Here is an 18,119-nt window from a genome sequence, read left to right on the forward strand (position 1 = left end):
CCACTAATCGGGGGTTGCCTCATCGCGGGGCAAGCCCGCTCCCACAGGTTTTGCGATTACAACGGATCATCCACCGCCAGGCCCTGCAGCCGCCGGTACTGGCGCAGCACCTTGGGCACGTAGCGCTGGGTTTCGGCAAACGGCGGTACTACCCGACCGCGACGCAGCACCGCATCTGGCCCGGCGTTGTAGGCGGCCACGGCCAGGGTGATGTCGTTGTCGAACAGGGTCAGCATGCGCTTGAGGTAGCGCGCCCCGCCCTGCACGTTCGCGGCCGGGTCGAGGACATTCTTCACGCCCATTTCCTTGGCGGTGTCGGGCATCAGCTGCATCAGCCCGGCCGCGCCGCTGGTCGAGCGGGCGTTGGGGTCGTAGCGCGATTCGGCCTGGATCACTGCGTGCAGCAAGGCCGCCGGCAGGTCGTTGGCCTGCGCCGCTGCCGCCACCACTTCGGCGTAGGGCATGCCGGTGATCAGTTGCGGGCCGTTGCTGGCCAGGCTCACGGCCTCGCTGATGACCCGCTGGTAGGTTCGCCCCGGCCGGTGGACGTTGCTCAATACATAGCTACCATCGGCCTTGATCGAGATGTACACATCGGCCTGAGCCGGATTGACTATGGCCAGCCAGGCCAGGATTGCCGCAGTGAGCCAGCGCATCGTGCCACCCTCCCCGTTGCGTCCCCCAGAAAGTGGGGCATATGCCCCGATTGCCAGGGCGTTACCCTTCTGACGCAAGCACTGTGCCGCCTTGCCAGGCCCGTGCGGCAAAGGCCCGGCGCAGACGCGCACGGCAATTGCATAAGGCCTTGCAGCGCACCTGTGGAGGGCCTGGCTATGAACAACAACCATCGCGCGCAACGCGGCTTCACCCTGCTCGAACTGCTGGTAGTCCTGGTAGTGCTGGGCCTCTTGGCCGGCATCGTTGCCCCCAAGTACTTCAGCCAGTTGGGGCGCTCGGAGGCCAAGGTCGCCCGGGCGCAGATTGAAGGCCTGAGCAAGGCCCTGGACCTGTACCGGCTGGAAGTGGGGCATTACCCCAATTCCGAGCAAGGCCTGCAGGCACTGGTGGCGGCTCCCAGCGACGAAACCCGCTGGTCGGGCCCGTACCTGCAGAAAAAGGTCCCGCAAGACCCGTGGGGGCGTAACTACATCTACCGCCAGCCCGGTGAAAACGGTGAGTACGACCTGCTGTCGATGGGCAAGGACGGCCAGCCCGGCGGCGATGGCGAGAATGCCGAGATCACCAGTTGGCAATAACCGGAGGGCTTGCGCATGCGCTATGAACTCAAGGCCCTGGGCAAGGCCGGGGTGGTCTTGCTCCAGGTCGACGCCCAGGACCCGGGCCAGGCCCGCGAGCAGGTCGAGCAACAAGGCTTGCGGGTGGTCAGCGTGCGCAGTTGCCAGCGCCTGGCCGGTCTGCGCTGGCGGCGTGGCGAGGTGTTCAACCTGGTACTGTTCAGCCAGGAGCTGACCACCCTGCTCAATGCCGGCCTGCCGCTGATCGACGCCCTCGAGAGCCTGGCCGAAAAAGAGACCGCGCCCCAGGCACGCAAGACCCTCGGCGAACTGGTGCGCCTGCTGTATGAAGGCAAGTCGTTCTCCCAGGCCCTGGCGCAGTTGCCCAGCGTGTTCCCGCCGCTGTACGTGGCGCTGGTGCAATCGAGCGAGAAGACCGGCGCCCTGGGCGATGCCCTCGGCCGCTATGTTGCCTACCGCCAGCGCATGGACGAAGTGCGCCAGAAGATCATCAGCGCCTCGATCTACCCGCTGCTGCTGTTGCTGGTCGGCGGCGGCGTGGTGCTGTTTCTGCTCGGCTATGTGGTACCGCGTTTCAGTCTGGTGTTCGAAGGCCTGGGCACCGAGCTGCCGTGGATGTCGCGCTGGCTGATGCAGGCCGGGATGTTCCTGCACGCGCATCAGCTGGCCATGGCCAGCAGCTTTGGGCTACTCATGGTGCTGCTGTTCATGCTGCGTCGCGAGCCGCGGGTGCGGCGCTGGCTGAACCGCCAGCTGGAACGCCTGCCGGCCCTGCACAAACGCCTGGTGATGTATGAGCTGGCGCGGTTCTACCGCTCGCTGGGGATCCTCCTGCAGGGCGGCATCCCGATTCTCACCGCCATGGCCATGGCCCGCGGCCTGCTCGGCGCGGCCAGTGGCCTGCGGCTGGAGCAGGCCTGTGAACGGGTCAAGGAAGGCCAGTCGCTGTCGGCGGCGCTGGAGGCCGGGCACCTGGTGACGCCAGTGTCGTTGCGCCTGCTGCGCGCTGGCGAGCAGTCGGGCAACCTCGGGCAGATGATGGAGCGCAGCGCCGACTTCTACGACGAGGAGATCAGCCGCTGGATCGAGTGGTTCGTGCGCCTGTTCGAGCCGCTGCTGATGACCTTCATCGGCCTGCTGATCGGCCTGATCGTGATCCTCATGTACATGCCGATCTTCGAGCTGGCCTCGAGCATCCACTAGCGCAACGCGTGACAATCCAGGGCCCTTGCTGTATAGATTCGGCCACCAAGGGGAGCCCGGCAACGGGCTGAGAAACCGCTGGCATGTGCAGCGCGGTGACCCTTCGAACCTGATCCGGATCATGCCGGCGAAGGGATGGGTATTGTGCACCTGCCTTTTTGCCGGCCTCACTGCGGGGCCGACCATGCCAGCCATCACCGGCCCCGCTGTCGTCACGATAAAAAGGACAACAGCATGACCGCGCGCTTCACCGACAGCCTTCGCCAGCAAAGCGAGCCGAGCTGGACCCAGTGCATCGAACACCGCTTCGTCAATGAACTGCTCGACGGCAGCCTGGCCGACCCTGTGCTGGTCAACTACCTGATCCAGGATCACCGTTTCATCGATGCGTTCCTGACCCTGCTCGGCGCCGCCATCGCCAGCGCCGATACCTTCGAGGCGCGGATTCGCCTGGGGCGCTTTACCGGGGTGATCGCCGGTGAAGAGAACACCTACTTCCTGCGCGCTTTCGAAGCCCTGGGCGTCAGCGAGGCGCAGCGCCTTGAGGCACCGGACTCAGCGCCGACCGCAGGCTTCAAGGCGATCATGCGCGAAGCCGCGGCCACCCGCTCCTACGCCGCCGCCCTGGCGGTGCTCAACGTCGCCGAGGGCCTGTACCTGGACTGGGCGCTGCGGGCCAACAAGCAACTGCCGCCGCGCTTCGAGCACGCCGAGTGGATCACCCTGCACGACAACCCGGCGTTCCAGGATTTTGTCGCCTTCCTGCGCGCCGAGCTGGACCGCGTCGGGCCTGCACAGGCACAGGTCAGCCGCGACTTCTTCCTGCGCAGCGTGGCGCTGGAACAGGCGTTTTTCGACGCCGCCTACGACATTGAGGGCTAAGCCATGGATATCTTCGAGCGCCTGAAACAGGCCGCCAGCGCCGACTGGCACAGCTACGTCGAGCACGACTTCGTTCGCCAGATGGGCGCCGGCACCCTGGCGCAACCGGCGTTTCGCAAGTACCTGGTGCAGGACTACCTGTTCTTGATCCAGTTCGCCCGTTCCTGGGCCCTGGCCGCCTACAAGAGCCGCACCCTCGCCGACATTCGCGCCGCCCAGGCGGGGCTGGCGGCGATTCTCGACGAAACCGAGCTGCACGTGCGCCTGTGCGAGCGCTGGGGGCTGTCGGCTGACGATCTCGCGGCGACCCCGGAGCACCAGGCCACTGTGGCCTATACCCGCTTCGTGCTGGACTGCGGCGCCGCCGGTGACCTGCTGGACCTGCACGTAGCCCTGGCGCCGTGCGTGATCGGCTATGCCGAAATCGGCCGCAACCTGACCCCCGACGGCGTTCAGGCACTGGGCGATCATCCTTACCGCGAGTGGATTGGCGAATACGCAGGCGCCGGCTACCAGGGCGTGGCCACCGCTGCCCGCGCGCACCTAGATGACCTGGCCGCGCGAACCATGACCGAGCGCCGCTTCGAGGAACTGGTCAAGGTCTTCGCCCAGGCCTCGCGGCTGGAAGCCGACTTCTGGCAGATGGGGCTGGAGGCCGCGAGGCCGTAATACTGCACCGGCTCCTGTGGGAGCTGGCTTGCCAGCGATCGAGTGCAAAGCGCTCGCATTCCAGTCAGTACATGGTGCACTGACTGTACCGGCCTAATCGCTGGCAAGCCAGCTCCCACAGGGGGCGTAGGCTGCAGGGCCCACAGGTCAGTAATCGTAGCGATCCACCGCCCGCCGCCGCTCGTTGTCATCGCGCATGTCGTAGTTGGCGGTGGTCTGGATGTTGGTGTGGTGGGCCAGCTTTTGCGCGATCGACAGGTCATGCTCTTCGATCACCCGGGTGATGAACGAGCGGCGAAAATCGTGGGGCATGATCTTTACCCCTACTTGAGTGCCGCGCTGGCGGGCGATGTAGTAGATCGCGTGCTTGGTGATGCGCTCGCGGGTGATGTGGCTGCCACGGCGGATACGGTTGAACAGGAACTCGTCGTCGGCCCGCCCTTCAGGCAATTGCTCGCGGCGAAACGCCAGCCAGGCGTTGAGCTTTGCAAACGCCCAGGGCGGCGCGTACTTGATCAGTTGCTTGTTGCCCTTGCCCAGCACCTGCAGGCTGCGTTCGCTGAAGTCGACCTGGCTGAGGGTCAGGTTGACCGACTCGGACTTGCGCATGCCGGTGCCGTACAGCAAGGCGATCACCGCCGCATCGCGCAACCCCTGCGGGCGCGGGTCGGCAGCGCAGGCGTCCATCAGCTCACGAATCAGGCTGCGCTTGAGGTTGCGCCCGGCCGGCAGGCGCGTGCCCTGGGTCGGCTTGACCGTGCGGATCTTGAGCAACTGCTCCTGGCTGATCAGGCTCAGGCGCCAGGCCTCGTTCATTACCCCGCGTACCGCGTTGACGTACAGCGACGAGGTGTTCGGCGCATAGCCATCGGCGCGCAAGGCCGCCACCAGCGCGGTGACATGCCCGGGCTCGAGCTGGTGCCAGGGCACCTCGGCGATGTCGCAATCCTCGAAGCCCAGGCGGTCGGCAGCATCCTGGAGGATGTACTTCATGGTCAGCTGGCTGGACGGCGCCAGGCGGGCGAGGTATTGCAGCAAGGGGTTTTGCAGTGAATCGGACAAACCGGGAATCCTGTAGAGCGCAGCTGAGGTCAGGGGCCTGCAACGGGCCAGTCTGACTCGTGACAACACCGTGGCCACTGACCTGCATCACAATCAGGTCATTGATTGGCAAGTCTTTTTAGCCACGGCAAGAATCCCGATAGTACCTCATCGACGCCCCCGGAATCGATTGAGGGCATTTTCATGGCACCGAGTCATCCAGGTACAGCTTCACGGTTTCGCGGGTCAGCGACATGACTTCATGGGTCAAACCGTTGAAATCCGTCTCGCCATGCTCCAGGTAGCCGTCACTGCGCTTGACCACATAGGCCACGTGGCCGCGTGGGCGGCCGGTGTCGTTATCGATGATTTGCAAGCGGTCACTGTACAGCGGCAACGGCTCGATCCGCGGCACCAGCGGCGAACGACCGATGACAATCGGCTCGGGCTGCCACTGCACCAGGCGCTCGCGGTGCCGGGCCACTTCGGTGAGCACCTGGTCGACCGGCAATTGCAGGGTTTTCGAGTAGTAGGCATCGTAAAGAAACGCGGTAATACTCAGCTTGCAGGGGATATGCGCCTTGTCCGCCAGCAGGCGCTGGATCGCCGGCTTGAGCAGTTCGGTCTGCGTGCTGCGGTCCGGGGTGGTCTTGTAGAAATGCGCGTTGACCACGTAGTTGTAGCCCTTGATTTCGGAGATGCCCTCGAAATCGACACCGCCAACCAGGCTGTAGATCATCGCATGGCCAACGGTGAAATCCTGGTCATCGTCCAGGGCGCAGGTAAACCACTCGCCGATCTGCCCGTCGCCGGTATGCCGTTCGAACAGGCTGATAATCTCTTCGTCGCTGCGAAAGCGCAGGGAGTAAGAACCATCGTGATAGGTGAACGAGGTGAATTCCAGCGGCATCGACTCGATACCGTGGCTGCAACCGCCAAGCGCTAGCGCAGCGCCCAGGGCGCACGCGGCGAGGCGTAAAGAGGGGGCGAACAAAGGGGCGTCATCCATGAGCAAGCGAGGCGCGCAAGAATGCCCAAGGCCGCGCCCGCCAGCAAGCATTTCCGCGCCCGCAGGCGGCAACGATGGGCTACAGTTGCCGAGGAACCCCCTGCCCCGAGGCCCCATGGCTTTCCATCGACTGACCCGCACCCACCCGCGCCTGAGTTTTTCTGCCGTTGCCGGCTGCCTGGGCGGCTGGCTGATTCCCGCCGACAATCTGGTGCAGCACATCCTCACTGGCTGGAACATCGGCGTCTGGCTGTACCTGCTGCTGGTGCTGTGGCTGACCCTGCGCGCCAGCCCCGAGAAGGTACGCGAAGTGGCCTGTGTCGAAGATGAAAACGCCGGCCTGGTGCTGCTCACCGTCAGCATCGCAGCGATCGCCAGCCTTGCCGCAGTGACCCTGCAACTGGCCGCCAGCCGCGGCCTTGGCGGTGGCCCGCAACTGCTGCACTACGCCTACACCGGCTTTACCATTGCCGGCTCCTGGCTGATGATCGGCACCATCTTCAGCCTGCACTACGCCAGGCTGTTCTACACCGCCGGCAGCAAGGAGCCTTTGCTGCGCTTTGCCGATGGCGAGCTGAACCCCGACTACTGGGACTTCCACTACTTCTCGTTCACCCTCAACGTCGCCGTGCAGACCTCGGACGTGGGCGTTGCCGACCGGCAGATGCGCCGTATCGTCCTCGCCCACTCATTGGTGGGTTTCGTGTTCAACACCGCGATTCTGGGCTTTACCATCAACATCGCCGCCGGCCTGTTGAACTGACGGCACGCCTTCAAGCACCTGCATGGCGCAACGGGCGATGCGCTGGCAGGCCTGCTCCAAACGGTCGCTGTCGAGCACCAGGCCAAAACGCAGGTGGCCGGCGGCGCTGGGGCCGAAGGCGTCGCCAGCGAGCACCGACACCCCATGCTCCTCCAGCAGACGCTCGGCAAAGGCCTGGGCGCCAATGCCGGTCTCGCGGATATCGATCATCACGAACATGCCGCCATCGGGCTTGTGCACGCGGATGCCCGGGCAGCCGTCAAGGCTTGCGCAAACCCGGTCGCGCCGCTCGCGGTAGCGCTCGCGCATCTGCCGCACCTGGGGCAGGTCTTGCTCCAGGGCCACCTGGGCGGCGTCCTGGATAAAATCCGGCAGGCCGTACAGCATGCACAGCGCCAGGTTGCTCAAGTGCTCGGTCAACTGCTGCGGGCCGATCACCCAGCCGACCCGCCAGCCCGACATGGCATGGGACTTGGACAGACTATTGATGGTCGCACTGCGTTCGGCCATGCCCGGCAGGCTGGCCGGGCTGAAGTGCTCGCCCTCGTACAACAGCTCGCTGTAGACCTCATCGGAGATCAGCCACAGGTCGTGGTCGATGCACAGCTGCGCCAGGCGCTGCCAGGTGGCCTTGGGCAGGCTGGCGCCAGAGGGATTGTGCGGGCTGTTGAGCAGCAAGGCGCGGGTGCGCGGGGTGATACGCCGGGCGATGTCGTCAGGGTCGACCCTGAAGCCCTGCTCGGGGCGTACCGGCACCGGCACCAGCCTTGCGGCGCAGGCACCGAACACCGCTTCGTAGGTGACATACATGGGCTCGGCGACGATCACCTCGTCGCCCGGGTCGAACAGGCACTGGGCCACGCCATACAACGCGCATTGCGCCCCGGCCAGCACCACCACTTCCAGCGGGTCGACCGGCTGGCCGCTGTGGCGGGTGTGATGGGCGGCGATGGCGCGGCGCAAGGCCTCGCTGCCGCGCACATCGGAGTAGTGGGTATGGCCACCGCGCAGGCTGTCGATGGCGGCGTCGACTATCGGTTGCGGGGTGTCGAAGTCCGGGTCGCCAATCGACAACAGGATGATATCCCGGCCCTGGCCTTGCAGTTCGACGGCGCGGTAGTGGATGTTCCAGGCAGCAGCACCGTCACCGGCGATACGTTGGGTGAGCGCGGAATAACGCATGGACGGTCTCCTTGACTGAACCTGGACGCGCCATTGGTCTGAAACTCCCAGGCAAGCATCCCAGCCGACTGTCGGTAAAAATAGCAGAGCGGCGCCATAGCAGGCGGGGAAATATTGCCAGCAAACGTTTGCCGCCAATACCAAAGTGGTCGCCGCGCCTGCTGGGGAACGTGAGCTGGGTCAAACTCTCGACAAACCGTCATCATCCTGGGCCGACACTGGCGCCATCAATGCTATGTTTAGGTTTCCCGCCGGGTCGCACCGACCCGCCCATTCTTGCGTGAGGTTCACCGTACAAGGAGGCCGGCATGAACAAGCTGACGTTCCCCAACGCCTGCCAGATGATGCGCTGGCATTTCCATCCGCTGGGCTTCGAGGCCAGCATGGACGCCCCGCGCAGCATGGTGGCGCGCCTGTTCGACCGGGCCACCGGCGAAACCTTGCTGGCGATTGCCGGCATTCCCTGCGCCACGCTTATGCACGCGGCAGACGTCGAGCGCATCATCGAAGCGGTGGAGGCCGAACTCGACGCCTTCGAACCGTCCTGCAACCTGCGCGCGGTCGGCTGATCAGCTGACAACCCGGGGCTCGCGCCCGCGCTCGATATCGGCGATAAAGCGCTCGGCCGGCTGTGGCTGGCCGAGCAGATAGCCTTGCAACGAGTCACATCCCAGGCGGGTCAGGAAGCTCTGCTGGCGGTCGGTCTCGACCCCTTCGGCCACAATCCGCAAGCCCAGGGCCTGGCCCAGCGCGACGATGGCCGAAACGATGGCAGCGTCGTCGCTGTCCTGCTCCAGGTCTCGCACGAAGCCGCGGTCAATCTTCAATTCGTTGGCCGGCAGGCGCTTCAAGTACATCAGGCTCGAATAGCCGGTACCGAAGTCATCGATAGACAGGTCCACACCCATGTCCGAAAGCCGCTGCAGCACCTGCATGCTGGCGTCGGCATCGCGCATGGCGGTGGTTTCGGTGATTTCCAGGGTCAGGCTGTTGGCCGGCAACTGATGACGCGCCAGCACCCTGGCAACGCTCTCGACCAGCCCGGTGTGGCAGAACTGGATGGCCGACAGGTTAACGGCGATGCGCCAGTTGCTGTGGCCCCGGTCGATCCAGATGCGCATCTGCCGGCAGGCCTCGTCCAGCACCCATTCGCCGATGGGGATGATCAGGCCGGTTTTTTCCGCCTGGATGATGAACCGGTCAGGCAGCAGCAGGCCATGTTGCGGGTGTTCCCAGCGCAGCAAGGCCTCGGCGCCGATCGGCTGGCACTCGAGGGCGTCGAACTTGGGTTGGTAGTACAGGCGGAACTGGCCCTGCTCCAGGGCCACGCGCAAATCCTGCAGCAGTTGCAGTTGCAGGCGGGCGTTGCTGTTCATCGACACGTCGAAGAAGCTGTAGCCGTTCTTGCCGGCGCTCTTGGCGTGGTACATGGCCGCATCGGCGTTGCGCAGCAGTTCGTGCTGGTCGATACCATTGCCCGGGTAGAGGACGATGCCGATACTCGCCGAGATCTGCAGGTTCTGTTCAGCAACGCGGAAGCTGCGCGAGATCAGGTTGACCTGCTTGGCCGCCACGCCCACGGCGTCGTCGGCTTCCTGCAGCTCGACCAGCAGCACGAACTCATCGCCGCCGATCCGCGCCAGGGTGTCCTGGCTGTGCAGGTGGCCGCGCAGGCGCAGGGCGACTTCCTTGAGCAACTGGTCGCCCATGTGGTGACCGAAGGCATCGTTGACCGGCTTGAAGCCGTCCAGGTCGATGAACATCAGCGCAAAACAACCGCCCTGCTCGGCCACCTTGCTGATCGCCTGGTCGATACGGTCGGCCAGCAGCGTACGGTTGGGCAGGCTGGTGAGGGTGTCGTGCAGGGCCAGTTGGGTCAGTTCCTGGTTGGCCAGGGTCAGCGAGCGGGCAAGCTCGGCGGTGCGCGCTTCCAGGCGCGCATCCAGCACCGAGGTCAGCAAAGCTGCGGCCAGCACTGCCAGGGTGGTGATCAGCACCAGGTAATCCAGGCCGTTGCCGCTCAGGCCGCCGCCCAGGGCGCCGCAGTAACTGCCTTCGGGGAAGTTCGCCGCGGCCATGCCGGTGTAATGCATGCCGACGATCGCCACGCCCATGATGATCGCCGCGCCGCCACGCAAGTGGCGCACGTACAGGGTTTGCTGGCGCAGGCGGAAGGCGATCCACAACGCCGCTGCCGAGGCGCCGACAGCGATCAGCAGCGAGGCGCTGAACAGCGCGGGGTCGTAGTCGATGCCCGGGGTCATGCGCAGCGCGGCCATGCCGGTGTAGTGCATGCTGCTGATGCCGGTGCCCATGATCAACGCGCCAGCGCCCAGTTGCAGCCACGGCAAGGTCGGCTGGCTGACCAGCCACAGGGCGAAACCCGACGACAGCCCGGCGATCAGCAGCGACAGCAGGGTCAGGGTAATGTCATAACCGAGCTCGATCGGCAGGTTCAGGGCGAGCATGCCGATAAAGTGCATCGACCAGATCCCGATGCCCATGGCCAGCGCCCCGCCACCGATCCACAGGTACACCGCACGGCCTTTGGCGGTGTTGATCCGGCCGGCCAGGTCGAGGGCGGTATACGAAGCAAGGATGGCCACACACAGCGAAATCAATACCAGCGACGAAGAGTAACTACCGATCAGCATGAGGCCTTCCACAACCCGTAGACCGGGCACTGGCGAGGCCCGGATAAAAGCCGATGATTGTACTCAACCTTTGGCGAAACGCACGGAGTTTTCGGTGGGTTGGAAAACCAGACCCAGCCAGTAAAAGACAGCGGATAACCTTTGGATTTCCCTCACTAACGCGGGTGACCCAAGGCCGAAGACGGTTGCGCAGCGCCCGTCTCGCCCTTAATGCTGACATTTGCTGGAAAACGCTAACTCGACCTCAGGAACCAACAGGTCAATGTGGTACCCAGAGGCTCCGTCGCCAATGGCAACATGAATGCCCTCGACACCTTCATTGAGCTGAGAGTTGAGCTTATAGTCGATAAAACGAGCAATCGATTGATTCACACCGATAGCAAACTCGGTAAGTTGTAGACCTCTTTTGCCTGCGGCAACTGCCAATAAATCAGAACACTCTTCCCCCGCCACTAAAAAAGATACAACAGTATTATCTACAATCTTCAGAATCGCACCACATTCAGCCACCGAGCGAGCAAGACCCTCGAGTTCACCCTTGAGTTCGGAGCGTAGCGCCCAGCCCTCATTCCTTATGACACTCAGCATTCCTGCCACTTGCAACTGCCCAGTAAAACTAAATGGGCAAGGCGCTTCCGCTTGCATATGAGCGTAGTGAACCTCAAAAAACTCAGCGACAGAATGAATGTAGTCCCCTTCTGCATCATCCCTTATCATGGCGTAAGGCACAGCGTCTGAATGGATCAATGCTTGCCCTGTGTTAAAGCCGCCTGAAACAACAATGACATTTGCATCGTCGAGCTTGGCCAAGAGCTTTTCTTGTTGAGCCAACGAAGAACTGAAATCACTTCCAACGATTGCTTTGATCGCATATTCCGCATGCTGCACAGACGCCTCAAAAACATGCAACGCACAAAAAATGCACTTCCTGCCGACCCCGTGTGTGGCAATTTCAAAGGTATGCCTGGATGCCTCTTTCGAAAACGAGAGCACCAGGCTTCTTGGCGGCAACTCGGCCAGTTCCAGCAGGCTCTGTGTGGCGACCCCTCGCCGTTGCAAAATTGATTGAAGCTCAGACGAGTCGGTAACGATGACTGCCTCGCCATTGCGAACCCAGTCAAACCCGGATAGATCAGCAGACATCTGTCACCTCCTTTGTTTCATGGTAGAGAGGCGCGCCTCTCTACCATGACTCACGGTTTAGTCTTCAACATGAGCCCAGGCAAGTGGTGCCCAGCCGAAATTGTCAGGACCCGGCGCCATGCGCTTTAACGTGGACGTTGTAGCTTTCATCGCATTCTCCTTCAATAAGTTCCGATGGCACCCCTCCAAATGAGGAGCGATCTATTCTTAGGCCTTCAATAAAGCCGATGCAATTATTTTCATCAACTTCTTTAGATTAATTTCAACTACGCCTTCCAGCAGATGTTTGCCCAGCCGTTTAACACCCAACGCCACATGTAGCCGAACACCGAAAGAAACTTCCTTTTTTCCGATAACCACTTGCCGAAGAAAAAACCAAGAGTACGTTTTTTGATCTCCCGATGAAAAACAGTTAAACATCACGCCACCCTTAGCCCAGGAACTACAGCGCATGCCTACAAACCGTACAATTCCGACAGAAAAACTAAAATATTCTTTAGAACTTAAAGACCTATCGGAAAAGTCATCGCCTTCTCACGCAATTCATTTGCTGCAGCAGGAAATAATTTCAGGCCTGCGCCACAAAGGATGGCCAGAGGCTCAACTTGTTACCGGGCCCAGAGTCGTGACCGCAGAGGAAAACTACGGCTTGCTGGGATACAGCCCTGACGAAATAACGCTTGGTAGTGCGCACACTCGCTGGGTAGATGAATTGACCTTGTTGCGAACTCAGACCACCAGCCAGATTCCCGCAGCGCTGCAGGCCGCAGCGAGATGCCGGGGCCCTGAAGAACTCATCATGATTGCTGCGCCCGGCATTACCTTCCGGCGCGACACGCGCGATCGCTGGCATTGCGCAGAACCCCATCAGATGGACATTTGGGTCCTCGGCGACCCTGCCCTGTCATCCCGAACCGAACTCCTGCGACTGGTCCGCGATATCCTTCACATTGCGGTGCCGGACATGGCCTGGATTTACAGCGACAGTCCGCATCACTACACCGAAGGCGGAATCGAGGTGAACCTTCTTGCAGAAGAACAGCCGGTAGAAGTGCTTGAATGCGGATGCATCGCCACATCGCTTCTTCAACGCCTGGGTATCGACCCGAATCAACATGGCGGACTGGCACTGGGCATGGGCCTGGATCGCCTGACCATGCTGCGTAAAGGGATTCCCGATATACGACTGCTCAGAGACGAGCATCCCCGCGTGCAAGCGCAGATGCACGACCTTCTTCCCTGGAGCCCCGTCTCCCGCCTGCCTTCCATCACGCGTGATATTTCCCTTGCCGTATCGCCCGGCCAAAGTGAAGAAGAGCTCACTGAAAAAATGCTGGTGGCTGCTGCGGACAGGGCAAACTGGATCGAAGAAATGCAAGTAAAAGGACGCTGGGCGGCAAGCGACTTGCCAACTCAGGCAATCGATCGTCTCGGCCTGTTGCCGGGGCAAGAAAACGTATTACTCAGCGTAGTGCTACGGGACAGCTCACGATCTATCGCAACCGAAGAGGCCAATGCGCTTTACGAACGCATTCAGGCGGCGCTGCATGAAGGTACACCCGGCGGCGGATACCGGATGAACCATTGAGCGAGTTTTGTTGCCAGCCAAGCGTAATTGCAGGGCGGCTCAGGCCCCCAGCAGTATTTCAGCTGAAGCCTTCTGGCTGAGTGCTCGCGCTTTACTGCTCGGCAAACGCCGCCTGCGCCTCCCAGCCCCCACCCAGCGCCGCGATCAACTGCACGCTCGCCACCAGCCGCCCCTGTAGCAGGTTGAGCACGCTGCGCTCGTTGCTCAGGGCGGTGGTCTGCACGTTGACCACGTCCAGGTAGGCGATCAGCCCGGCCTTGTACTGGTTGTTGGTCAGGCGCAGGGATTCGCGGGCCGAGGCCAGGGCTTCGCTGCGCACCCGCGCTTCGTCTTCATAGACCTTGAGCTGTACCAGGTAGTTTTCCACTTCCTTGAAGCCGTCGAGCACGGTCTGCCGGTACTGGGCCACGGTCTGGTCGTAGACCGCTTCGCTGCGGTCGACTTCTGCCGCGCGCTGGCCGGCGTCGAACAGGGTCATGGCCAGTTGCGGGCCGACCGACCAGAAGCGGTTCGGCAGGCTGATCCAGTCGCTGAAGCTGCTACTGCTGTAGCCGCCGCTCATGCTCAGGGTCAGGTCCGGGAAGTAGGCGGCGCGGGCCACGCCGATGCTGGCGTTGGCCGACATCACGTTACGCTCGGCCTTGGCGATGTCCGGGCGGCGCTCCAGCAGTTGCGAAGGCAAGGCCAGCGGCACTTGCGGCAGGGCCGGGATGTCCTTGCTGTCGGCCAGGGCGAACTCGGCCGGGGCCTTGCCGAGCAGCACGGCAATGGCGTTTTCCAGCTGCGCGCGCTGCCACACCAGGTCGATCAGGTCGGCCTGGGTGCTTTTCAGCTGGGTCTGCGCCTGGGCCACGGCGTCCTTGCCCGAGACCCCGGCACGGTACTGGTTCTCGGTCATTTTCAGCGAACGCTCATAGGCCTCGACGGTGGCCTCGAGCAAGCGCTTCTGCTCGTCGATCACCCGCAGTTGCAGGTAGTTCTGCACCAGCTCCGACTGCAGGCTCAGGCGGATCGCCGCCATGTCGGCGAGGCTGGCCTCGGCGCTGGCCTGGTTGGCGGCCAGGCCGTCACGCAGTTTGCCCCACAGGTCGGCCTCCCAGCTCACCCCCAGCTGGGTGTTGTAGGTGTTGCGGATGCCGCTGCTGTTGTTGCTCAGGCTCGAACTCGAGCTGCCGGTGCCCTGGCTTGAGCGGGTCTTGCCGGCCGACAGGTCGAGGCTTGGGAACAGGGCGCCGCGGGCGCTACGCACCAGGGCCTGGGCCTGGCGGTACTGGGCTTCGTACTGGGCGACGGTCTGGTTGCCGGCGTTGAGCTGCTCGACCAGGCCGTTGAGCTGGGCGTCGCCGTACAGCTCCCACCAGGCGCCGCGGGCGATGGCGTCCGAGGGGTTGGCCTGGGTCCAGCCTTCGGCGTGCTTGAAGGCCACCGGCGCCGGGGTTTCGGGCCGGTGGTAGTCCGGGCTCAGGGTACAGGCGCTGAGCATCCCCAGGCACAGGGCCGAGGCCAGCAGGCGCGAGCCGCGGGCAGCCAGCAACGGCTGCAGCGAACGGTCGGAAAGAAGCGGACGTCGGGTCATAGCGGGGTTTCCAAAGCAGCGTCGGTACGCACGCCGCGCCAGCGGTTGAAGCGATGGCGCAGGCGGTCCAGATAGAGGTAGACCACCGGGGTGGTGTAAAGCGTGAGGATCTGGCTGAAGACCAGCCCGCCGATGATGGTCAGGCCCAGGGGCTGGCGCATCTCGGCGCCTTCGGCGTGGCTGAGCAGCAGCGGCAAGGCGCCGAGGATGGCCGCCAGGGTGGTCATCAGGATCGGCCGCAGGCGCAACAGGCAGGCACGGCGGATCGACTCCTCCGGGCTCAGGTGCTCGTGGCGCTCCAGCTGCAGGGCCAGGTCGATCATCATGATCGCGTTCTTCTTCACCACGCCAATCAGCAGGAACAGGCCCAGCAGGGAGATCAGGCTGAACTCGCTGCCGACCACATACAAGGTCAGCAAGGCCCCTACCCCGGCCGATGGCAGGGTCGAGAGGATGGTCAGCGGGTGAATGTAGCTTTCGTAGAGAATGCCCAGCACCAGGTACACCGCCAGCAAGGCGCCGAGAATCATGAACGGCTGGCCCTTCTGGCTTTCGGCGAAGGCATCGCCGGTACCGCCGAGCTTGGCGATCACGTCCTCGGGCAGGCCGACCTTGGCCACTGCCCGCTCCACAGCGGCCAAAGCCTGGTCCTGGCTGTAGCCTTCGGCAATGTCGAAGTTGATGCTCTCGGAGGCAAACTGGCCTTCGTGGCTGACGCGATCATCGGCCAGGCTGTTCTGGTAATGGGCGAAGGTGGACAGCGGTACCCGCGCGCCATCGGCGGTAATCACCTGGACCTGCTCGAGGGTGCGCGGGTCCTGGGCATATTTGGGGTTGATCTCCATCACCACCTGGTACTGGTTGAGGCTGTCGTAGATGGTCGAGATCTGCCGCTGGCTGTAGGCGTTGTTGAGCACCGAGGTGACCATGCTCATGTCGATGCCCAGGCGCTTGGCCTGCTCGCGATCGACCACCAGGGTGATCTGCTGGGTGCCGCCGCCTTCACGGGCGTCGATGGCGGTCAGCTCCGGCAGGCTCTTGAACGCCGCGACCACCTTCGGGTACCACTCGCGCAGGGCCGAAAGCTCGCTGCTTTGCAGGGTGTAGAGGAACTGCGAGCTGCTCTGATCGCGACCGCCGCCGAACTGCAAGTCCTGGTCGGCCATCAGGAACAGCCGCCCGCCGGGCACCTTGGGCATCTCTTTGCGCAGGCGCTCGATGATCTTCTGCGCCGAGACCTTGCGCTCGCTGATCGGTTTGAGGCGCACCAGTACCATGGCGTTGTTGGTGCCGCTGTTGCCACCGATGAAGCCGGCAACGCTTTCCACTGCCGGGTCGGCCAGCAAGGCGCGGCGGAAGATCTCCATCTTCGGCTGCATGACCTGGAACGACAGACCGTCGTCGCCGCGGACAAAGCCCATCAGCTGGCCGGTGTCCTGCTGCGGCAAAAAGGTCTTGGGCACCACCACGTACAGGGCGATGTTGACCGCGATGGTCACCAGCAGGCTCAACAGGGTCAGGCGCCGGTGGCGCATGACCCAGTCAAGGCTGCGCCCGTAGCCGGCCATCATGCGCTGGTTGAGCTGCTCGCTCCAGCGTTGCAGGCGGGTCTGTTGCCCCTCGGCGTGGGGCTTGAGCCAACGTGCGCAGAGCATCGGCGTCAGCGTCAGCGACACCAGCAGGGAGACCAGGATCGCCACTGCCAGGGTGATCGAGAACTCGCGAAACAGCGAGCCGACGATGCCGCCCATGAACAGGATCGAGACGAACACCACCACCAGCGACAGGTTCATCGACAGCAAGGTGAAGCCCACCTCCTTGGAACCCATGTACGCCGCGCGCATCGGCGGTACGCCTTCGTCGATATGCCGGGAGATGTTCTCCAGCACCACGATGGCGTCATCCACCACCAGGCCGGTGGCAAGAATCAGCGCCATCAGCGACAGGTTGTTCAGAGAAAAGCCGCACAGGTACATGGCCGCGAAGGTGCCGACCAGCGACACCGGCACCGCCAGGGTCGGGATCAGCGAGGCGCGCAGGTTGCCGAGAAACAGGAACACCACCAGTACCACCAGCACCACGGCGATGATCAGGGTGTGCTCGGCTTCCTTGAGGGTCGCCTTGATCACCGGCGAGCGGTCCATGGCCACGTCCAGTTTGACGCTGGCCGGCATCAGCGACTCCAGGGCCGGCAACTGCTCCTTGATCTTGTTGACGGTCTCGATGATGTTGGCGCCGGTCTGGCGGTTGATCACCAGCAGCACCGCGTCCTGGTCATTGAAGAAACCACTGTTGTAGCGGTTCTCCACCGCGTCGCTGACCCTGGCCACATGGCTCAGGCGCAGCACCGCGCCATCCTGGTAGCGAATCACCAGCGGCTCGTAGTCCTTGGCTTTCTCCAGCTGGTCGTTGGCCTGCACCTGCCAGTTGCGCTGGCTGTCTTCGACAAAGCCCTTGGGCCGGCGCTGGTTGGCGTTGGCGATGGTCTGGCGCACGTCGTCCAGGGACACGCCGTACTGGTTGAGCAAGTGCGGCTCGAGCTCGACCCGCACCGCCGGCAGCGAACTGCCGCCGATCTGCACTTCGCCGACCCCCGGCACCTGCGACAGGCTCTGGGACAGGATGGTCGAGGCCAGGTCGTACAACTGGCCCTTCTGCAGCACGCTTGAGGTCAGCGCCAGGACCATGATCGGCGCCTGGGACGGGTTGTATTTCTTGTAGGTGGGCATGCTGCGCATGCCGCTGGGCAGCAAGTTGCGCGAGGCATTGATCGCCGCCTGCACCTCGCGCGCGGCGGCGTCGATGTCGCGGCCCTGGTCGAAACCGAGGATCACCCGCGTCGAGCCCTGGCTCGAGCTGCTGGTAAGGGTGGTCACCCCGGAGATCGCGCCCATCGAGCGCTCCAGCGGCGTGGCCACGGTCGAGGCCATGACCTCGGGGCTGGCGCCCGGCAGGTTGGCCTGGACCACGATCACCGGGAACTCGATCTGAGGCAGCGGCGCCACCGGCAACAGGCCAAAGCTGACACCGCCAAGCAGCATGATCGCCAGGCTCAGGAGCATGGTCGCCACTGGGCGGGCGATGAACGGAGCTGAGAGGTTCATGGGCGGCCCCAGTTGCAAGCTGCAAGCTGCAAGCTGCAAGCAACTTGAG

General features: G+C 63.3%; 16 protein-coding genes and 1 riboswitch. Of the genes, 7 read left to right on the forward strand and 9 right to left on the reverse strand.

Going from position 1 to position 18,119, the window contains the following annotated elements:
* Positions 1-56: 56 nt before the first annotated feature.
* Positions 57-656: a lytic transglycosylase domain-containing protein gene (locus ACIOVF_RS00295; RefSeq protein ID WP_045198280.1), complete on the reverse strand. Its 600-nt coding sequence runs from the start codon at positions 654-656 to the stop codon at positions 57-59.
* Positions 657-833: 177 nt separating this feature from the next.
* Between ACIOVF_RS00295 and gspG the strand changes: the two genes are divergently transcribed.
* The 4 genes from gspG to tenA all read left to right on the forward strand — a co-directional run bounded on the left by gspG (position 834) and on the right by tenA (position 4,010).
* Positions 834-1,256 carry a type II secretion system major pseudopilin GspG gene (gspG, locus tag ACIOVF_RS00300; RefSeq protein WP_045198278.1) on the forward strand — a complete coding sequence of 141 codons (423 nt, stop codon included), beginning with the start codon at positions 834-836 and terminating at the stop codon, positions 1,254-1,256.
* 15 nt (positions 1,257-1,271) lie between these two features.
* Entirely contained in the window at positions 1,272-2,459 is a 1,188-nt protein-coding gene (locus ACIOVF_RS00305) for a type II secretion system F family protein (RefSeq protein ID WP_045198276.1), read from the forward strand.
* Between the two features lie 38 nt (positions 2,460-2,497).
* A riboswitch (TPP riboswitch) is annotated at positions 2,498-2,612 on the forward strand.
* Between the two features lie 81 nt (positions 2,613-2,693).
* Positions 2,694-3,341, forward strand: coding sequence for a TenA family protein (locus ACIOVF_RS00310; protein ID WP_045198274.1), 648 nt, complete (start codon positions 2,694-2,696; stop codon positions 3,339-3,341).
* A 3-nt stretch (positions 3,342-3,344) separates the two neighbouring features.
* The gene (tenA, locus tag ACIOVF_RS00315; RefSeq protein WP_401286511.1) at positions 3,345-4,010 is read left to right on the forward strand and encodes a thiaminase II; all 666 of its coding nucleotides are present in this window, start codon (positions 3,345-3,347) and stop codon (positions 4,008-4,010) included.
* Positions 4,011-4,157: 147 nt separating this feature from the next.
* Here tenA and xerC read toward each other — a convergent pair whose 3' ends face one another.
* Positions 4,158-5,072 (reverse strand): tyrosine recombinase XerC, encoded by a 915-nt coding sequence (gene xerC, locus ACIOVF_RS00320; RefSeq protein WP_401286513.1) that lies wholly within the window; start codon positions 5,070-5,072, stop codon positions 4,158-4,160.
* Between the two features lie 181 nt (positions 5,073-5,253).
* A complete protein-coding gene (locus ACIOVF_RS00325; protein ID WP_156160208.1) occupies positions 5,254-6,060 on the reverse strand; it encodes a hypothetical protein in 807 nt (268 codons plus the stop codon).
* A gap of 115 nt (positions 6,061-6,175) precedes the next feature.
* Here ACIOVF_RS00325 and ACIOVF_RS00330 point away from each other — a divergent pair, with 115 nt between their 5' ends.
* The gene (locus tag ACIOVF_RS00330) at positions 6,176-6,823 is read left to right on the forward strand and encodes a DUF1345 domain-containing protein (RefSeq protein WP_093382204.1); all 648 of its coding nucleotides are present in this window, start codon (positions 6,176-6,178) and stop codon (positions 6,821-6,823) included.
* Here ACIOVF_RS00330 and ACIOVF_RS00335 read toward each other — a convergent pair.
* Complete coding sequence (locus ACIOVF_RS00335) at positions 6,749-8,005, reverse strand: pyridoxal phosphate-dependent aminotransferase (RefSeq protein WP_258606902.1); 1,257 nt, start codon at positions 8,003-8,005, stop codon at positions 6,749-6,751. The two genes, ACIOVF_RS00330 and ACIOVF_RS00335, sit on opposite strands and share 75 nt — an antisense overlap.
* Before the next feature lie 308 nt (positions 8,006-8,313).
* On the opposite strand from ACIOVF_RS00335, the gene ACIOVF_RS00340 reads away from it, so the two are divergent.
* The gene (locus ACIOVF_RS00340; RefSeq protein ID WP_045198261.1) at positions 8,314-8,574 is read left to right on the forward strand and encodes a DUF1652 domain-containing protein; all 261 of its coding nucleotides are present in this window, start codon (positions 8,314-8,316) and stop codon (positions 8,572-8,574) included.
* On the opposite strand, the gene ACIOVF_RS00345 is transcribed toward ACIOVF_RS00340, so the two are convergent.
* The 3 genes from ACIOVF_RS00345 to ACIOVF_RS00355 form a co-directional block, all read right to left on the reverse strand.
* Positions 8,575-10,659, reverse strand: a complete 2,085-nt coding sequence (locus ACIOVF_RS00345) for a bifunctional diguanylate cyclase/phosphodiesterase (protein WP_093382198.1) — start codon at positions 10,657-10,659, stop codon at positions 8,575-8,577.
* 207 nt (positions 10,660-10,866) lie between these two features.
* Positions 10,867-11,802, reverse strand: a complete 936-nt coding sequence (locus tag ACIOVF_RS00350) for a hypothetical protein (RefSeq protein WP_401286517.1) — start codon at positions 11,800-11,802, stop codon at positions 10,867-10,869.
* A 207-nt stretch (positions 11,803-12,009) separates the two neighbouring features.
* Positions 12,010-12,255 (reverse strand): hypothetical protein, encoded by a 246-nt coding sequence (locus tag ACIOVF_RS00355; protein ID WP_401286519.1) that lies wholly within the window; start codon positions 12,253-12,255, stop codon positions 12,010-12,012.
* Here ACIOVF_RS00355 and ACIOVF_RS00360 point away from each other — a divergent pair.
* Entirely contained in the window at positions 12,254-13,390 is a 1,137-nt protein-coding gene (locus ACIOVF_RS00360) for a hypothetical protein (RefSeq protein WP_093382190.1), read from the forward strand. The two genes, ACIOVF_RS00355 and ACIOVF_RS00360, sit on opposite strands and share 2 nt — an antisense overlap.
* 91 nt (positions 13,391-13,481) lie before the next feature.
* On the opposite strand, the gene ACIOVF_RS00365 is transcribed toward ACIOVF_RS00360, so the two are convergent.
* Complete coding sequence (locus ACIOVF_RS00365) at positions 13,482-14,966, reverse strand: efflux transporter outer membrane subunit (protein WP_093382187.1); 1,485 nt, start codon at positions 14,964-14,966, stop codon at positions 13,482-13,484.
* On the reverse strand, positions 14,963-18,070 hold the full coding sequence (locus ACIOVF_RS00370) for an efflux RND transporter permease subunit (RefSeq protein ID WP_258606905.1): 3,108 nt from the start codon (positions 18,068-18,070) through the stop codon (positions 14,963-14,965). Before ACIOVF_RS00370 ends, ACIOVF_RS00365 begins: the two co-directional genes overlap by 4 nt.
* Positions 18,071-18,119: the final 49 nt, after the last annotated feature.

It is taken from the genome of Pseudomonas sp. NPDC087612 (genome assembly GCF_044743505.1).
Classification (GTDB): domain Bacteria; phylum Pseudomonadota; class Gammaproteobacteria; order Pseudomonadales; family Pseudomonadaceae; genus Aquipseudomonas.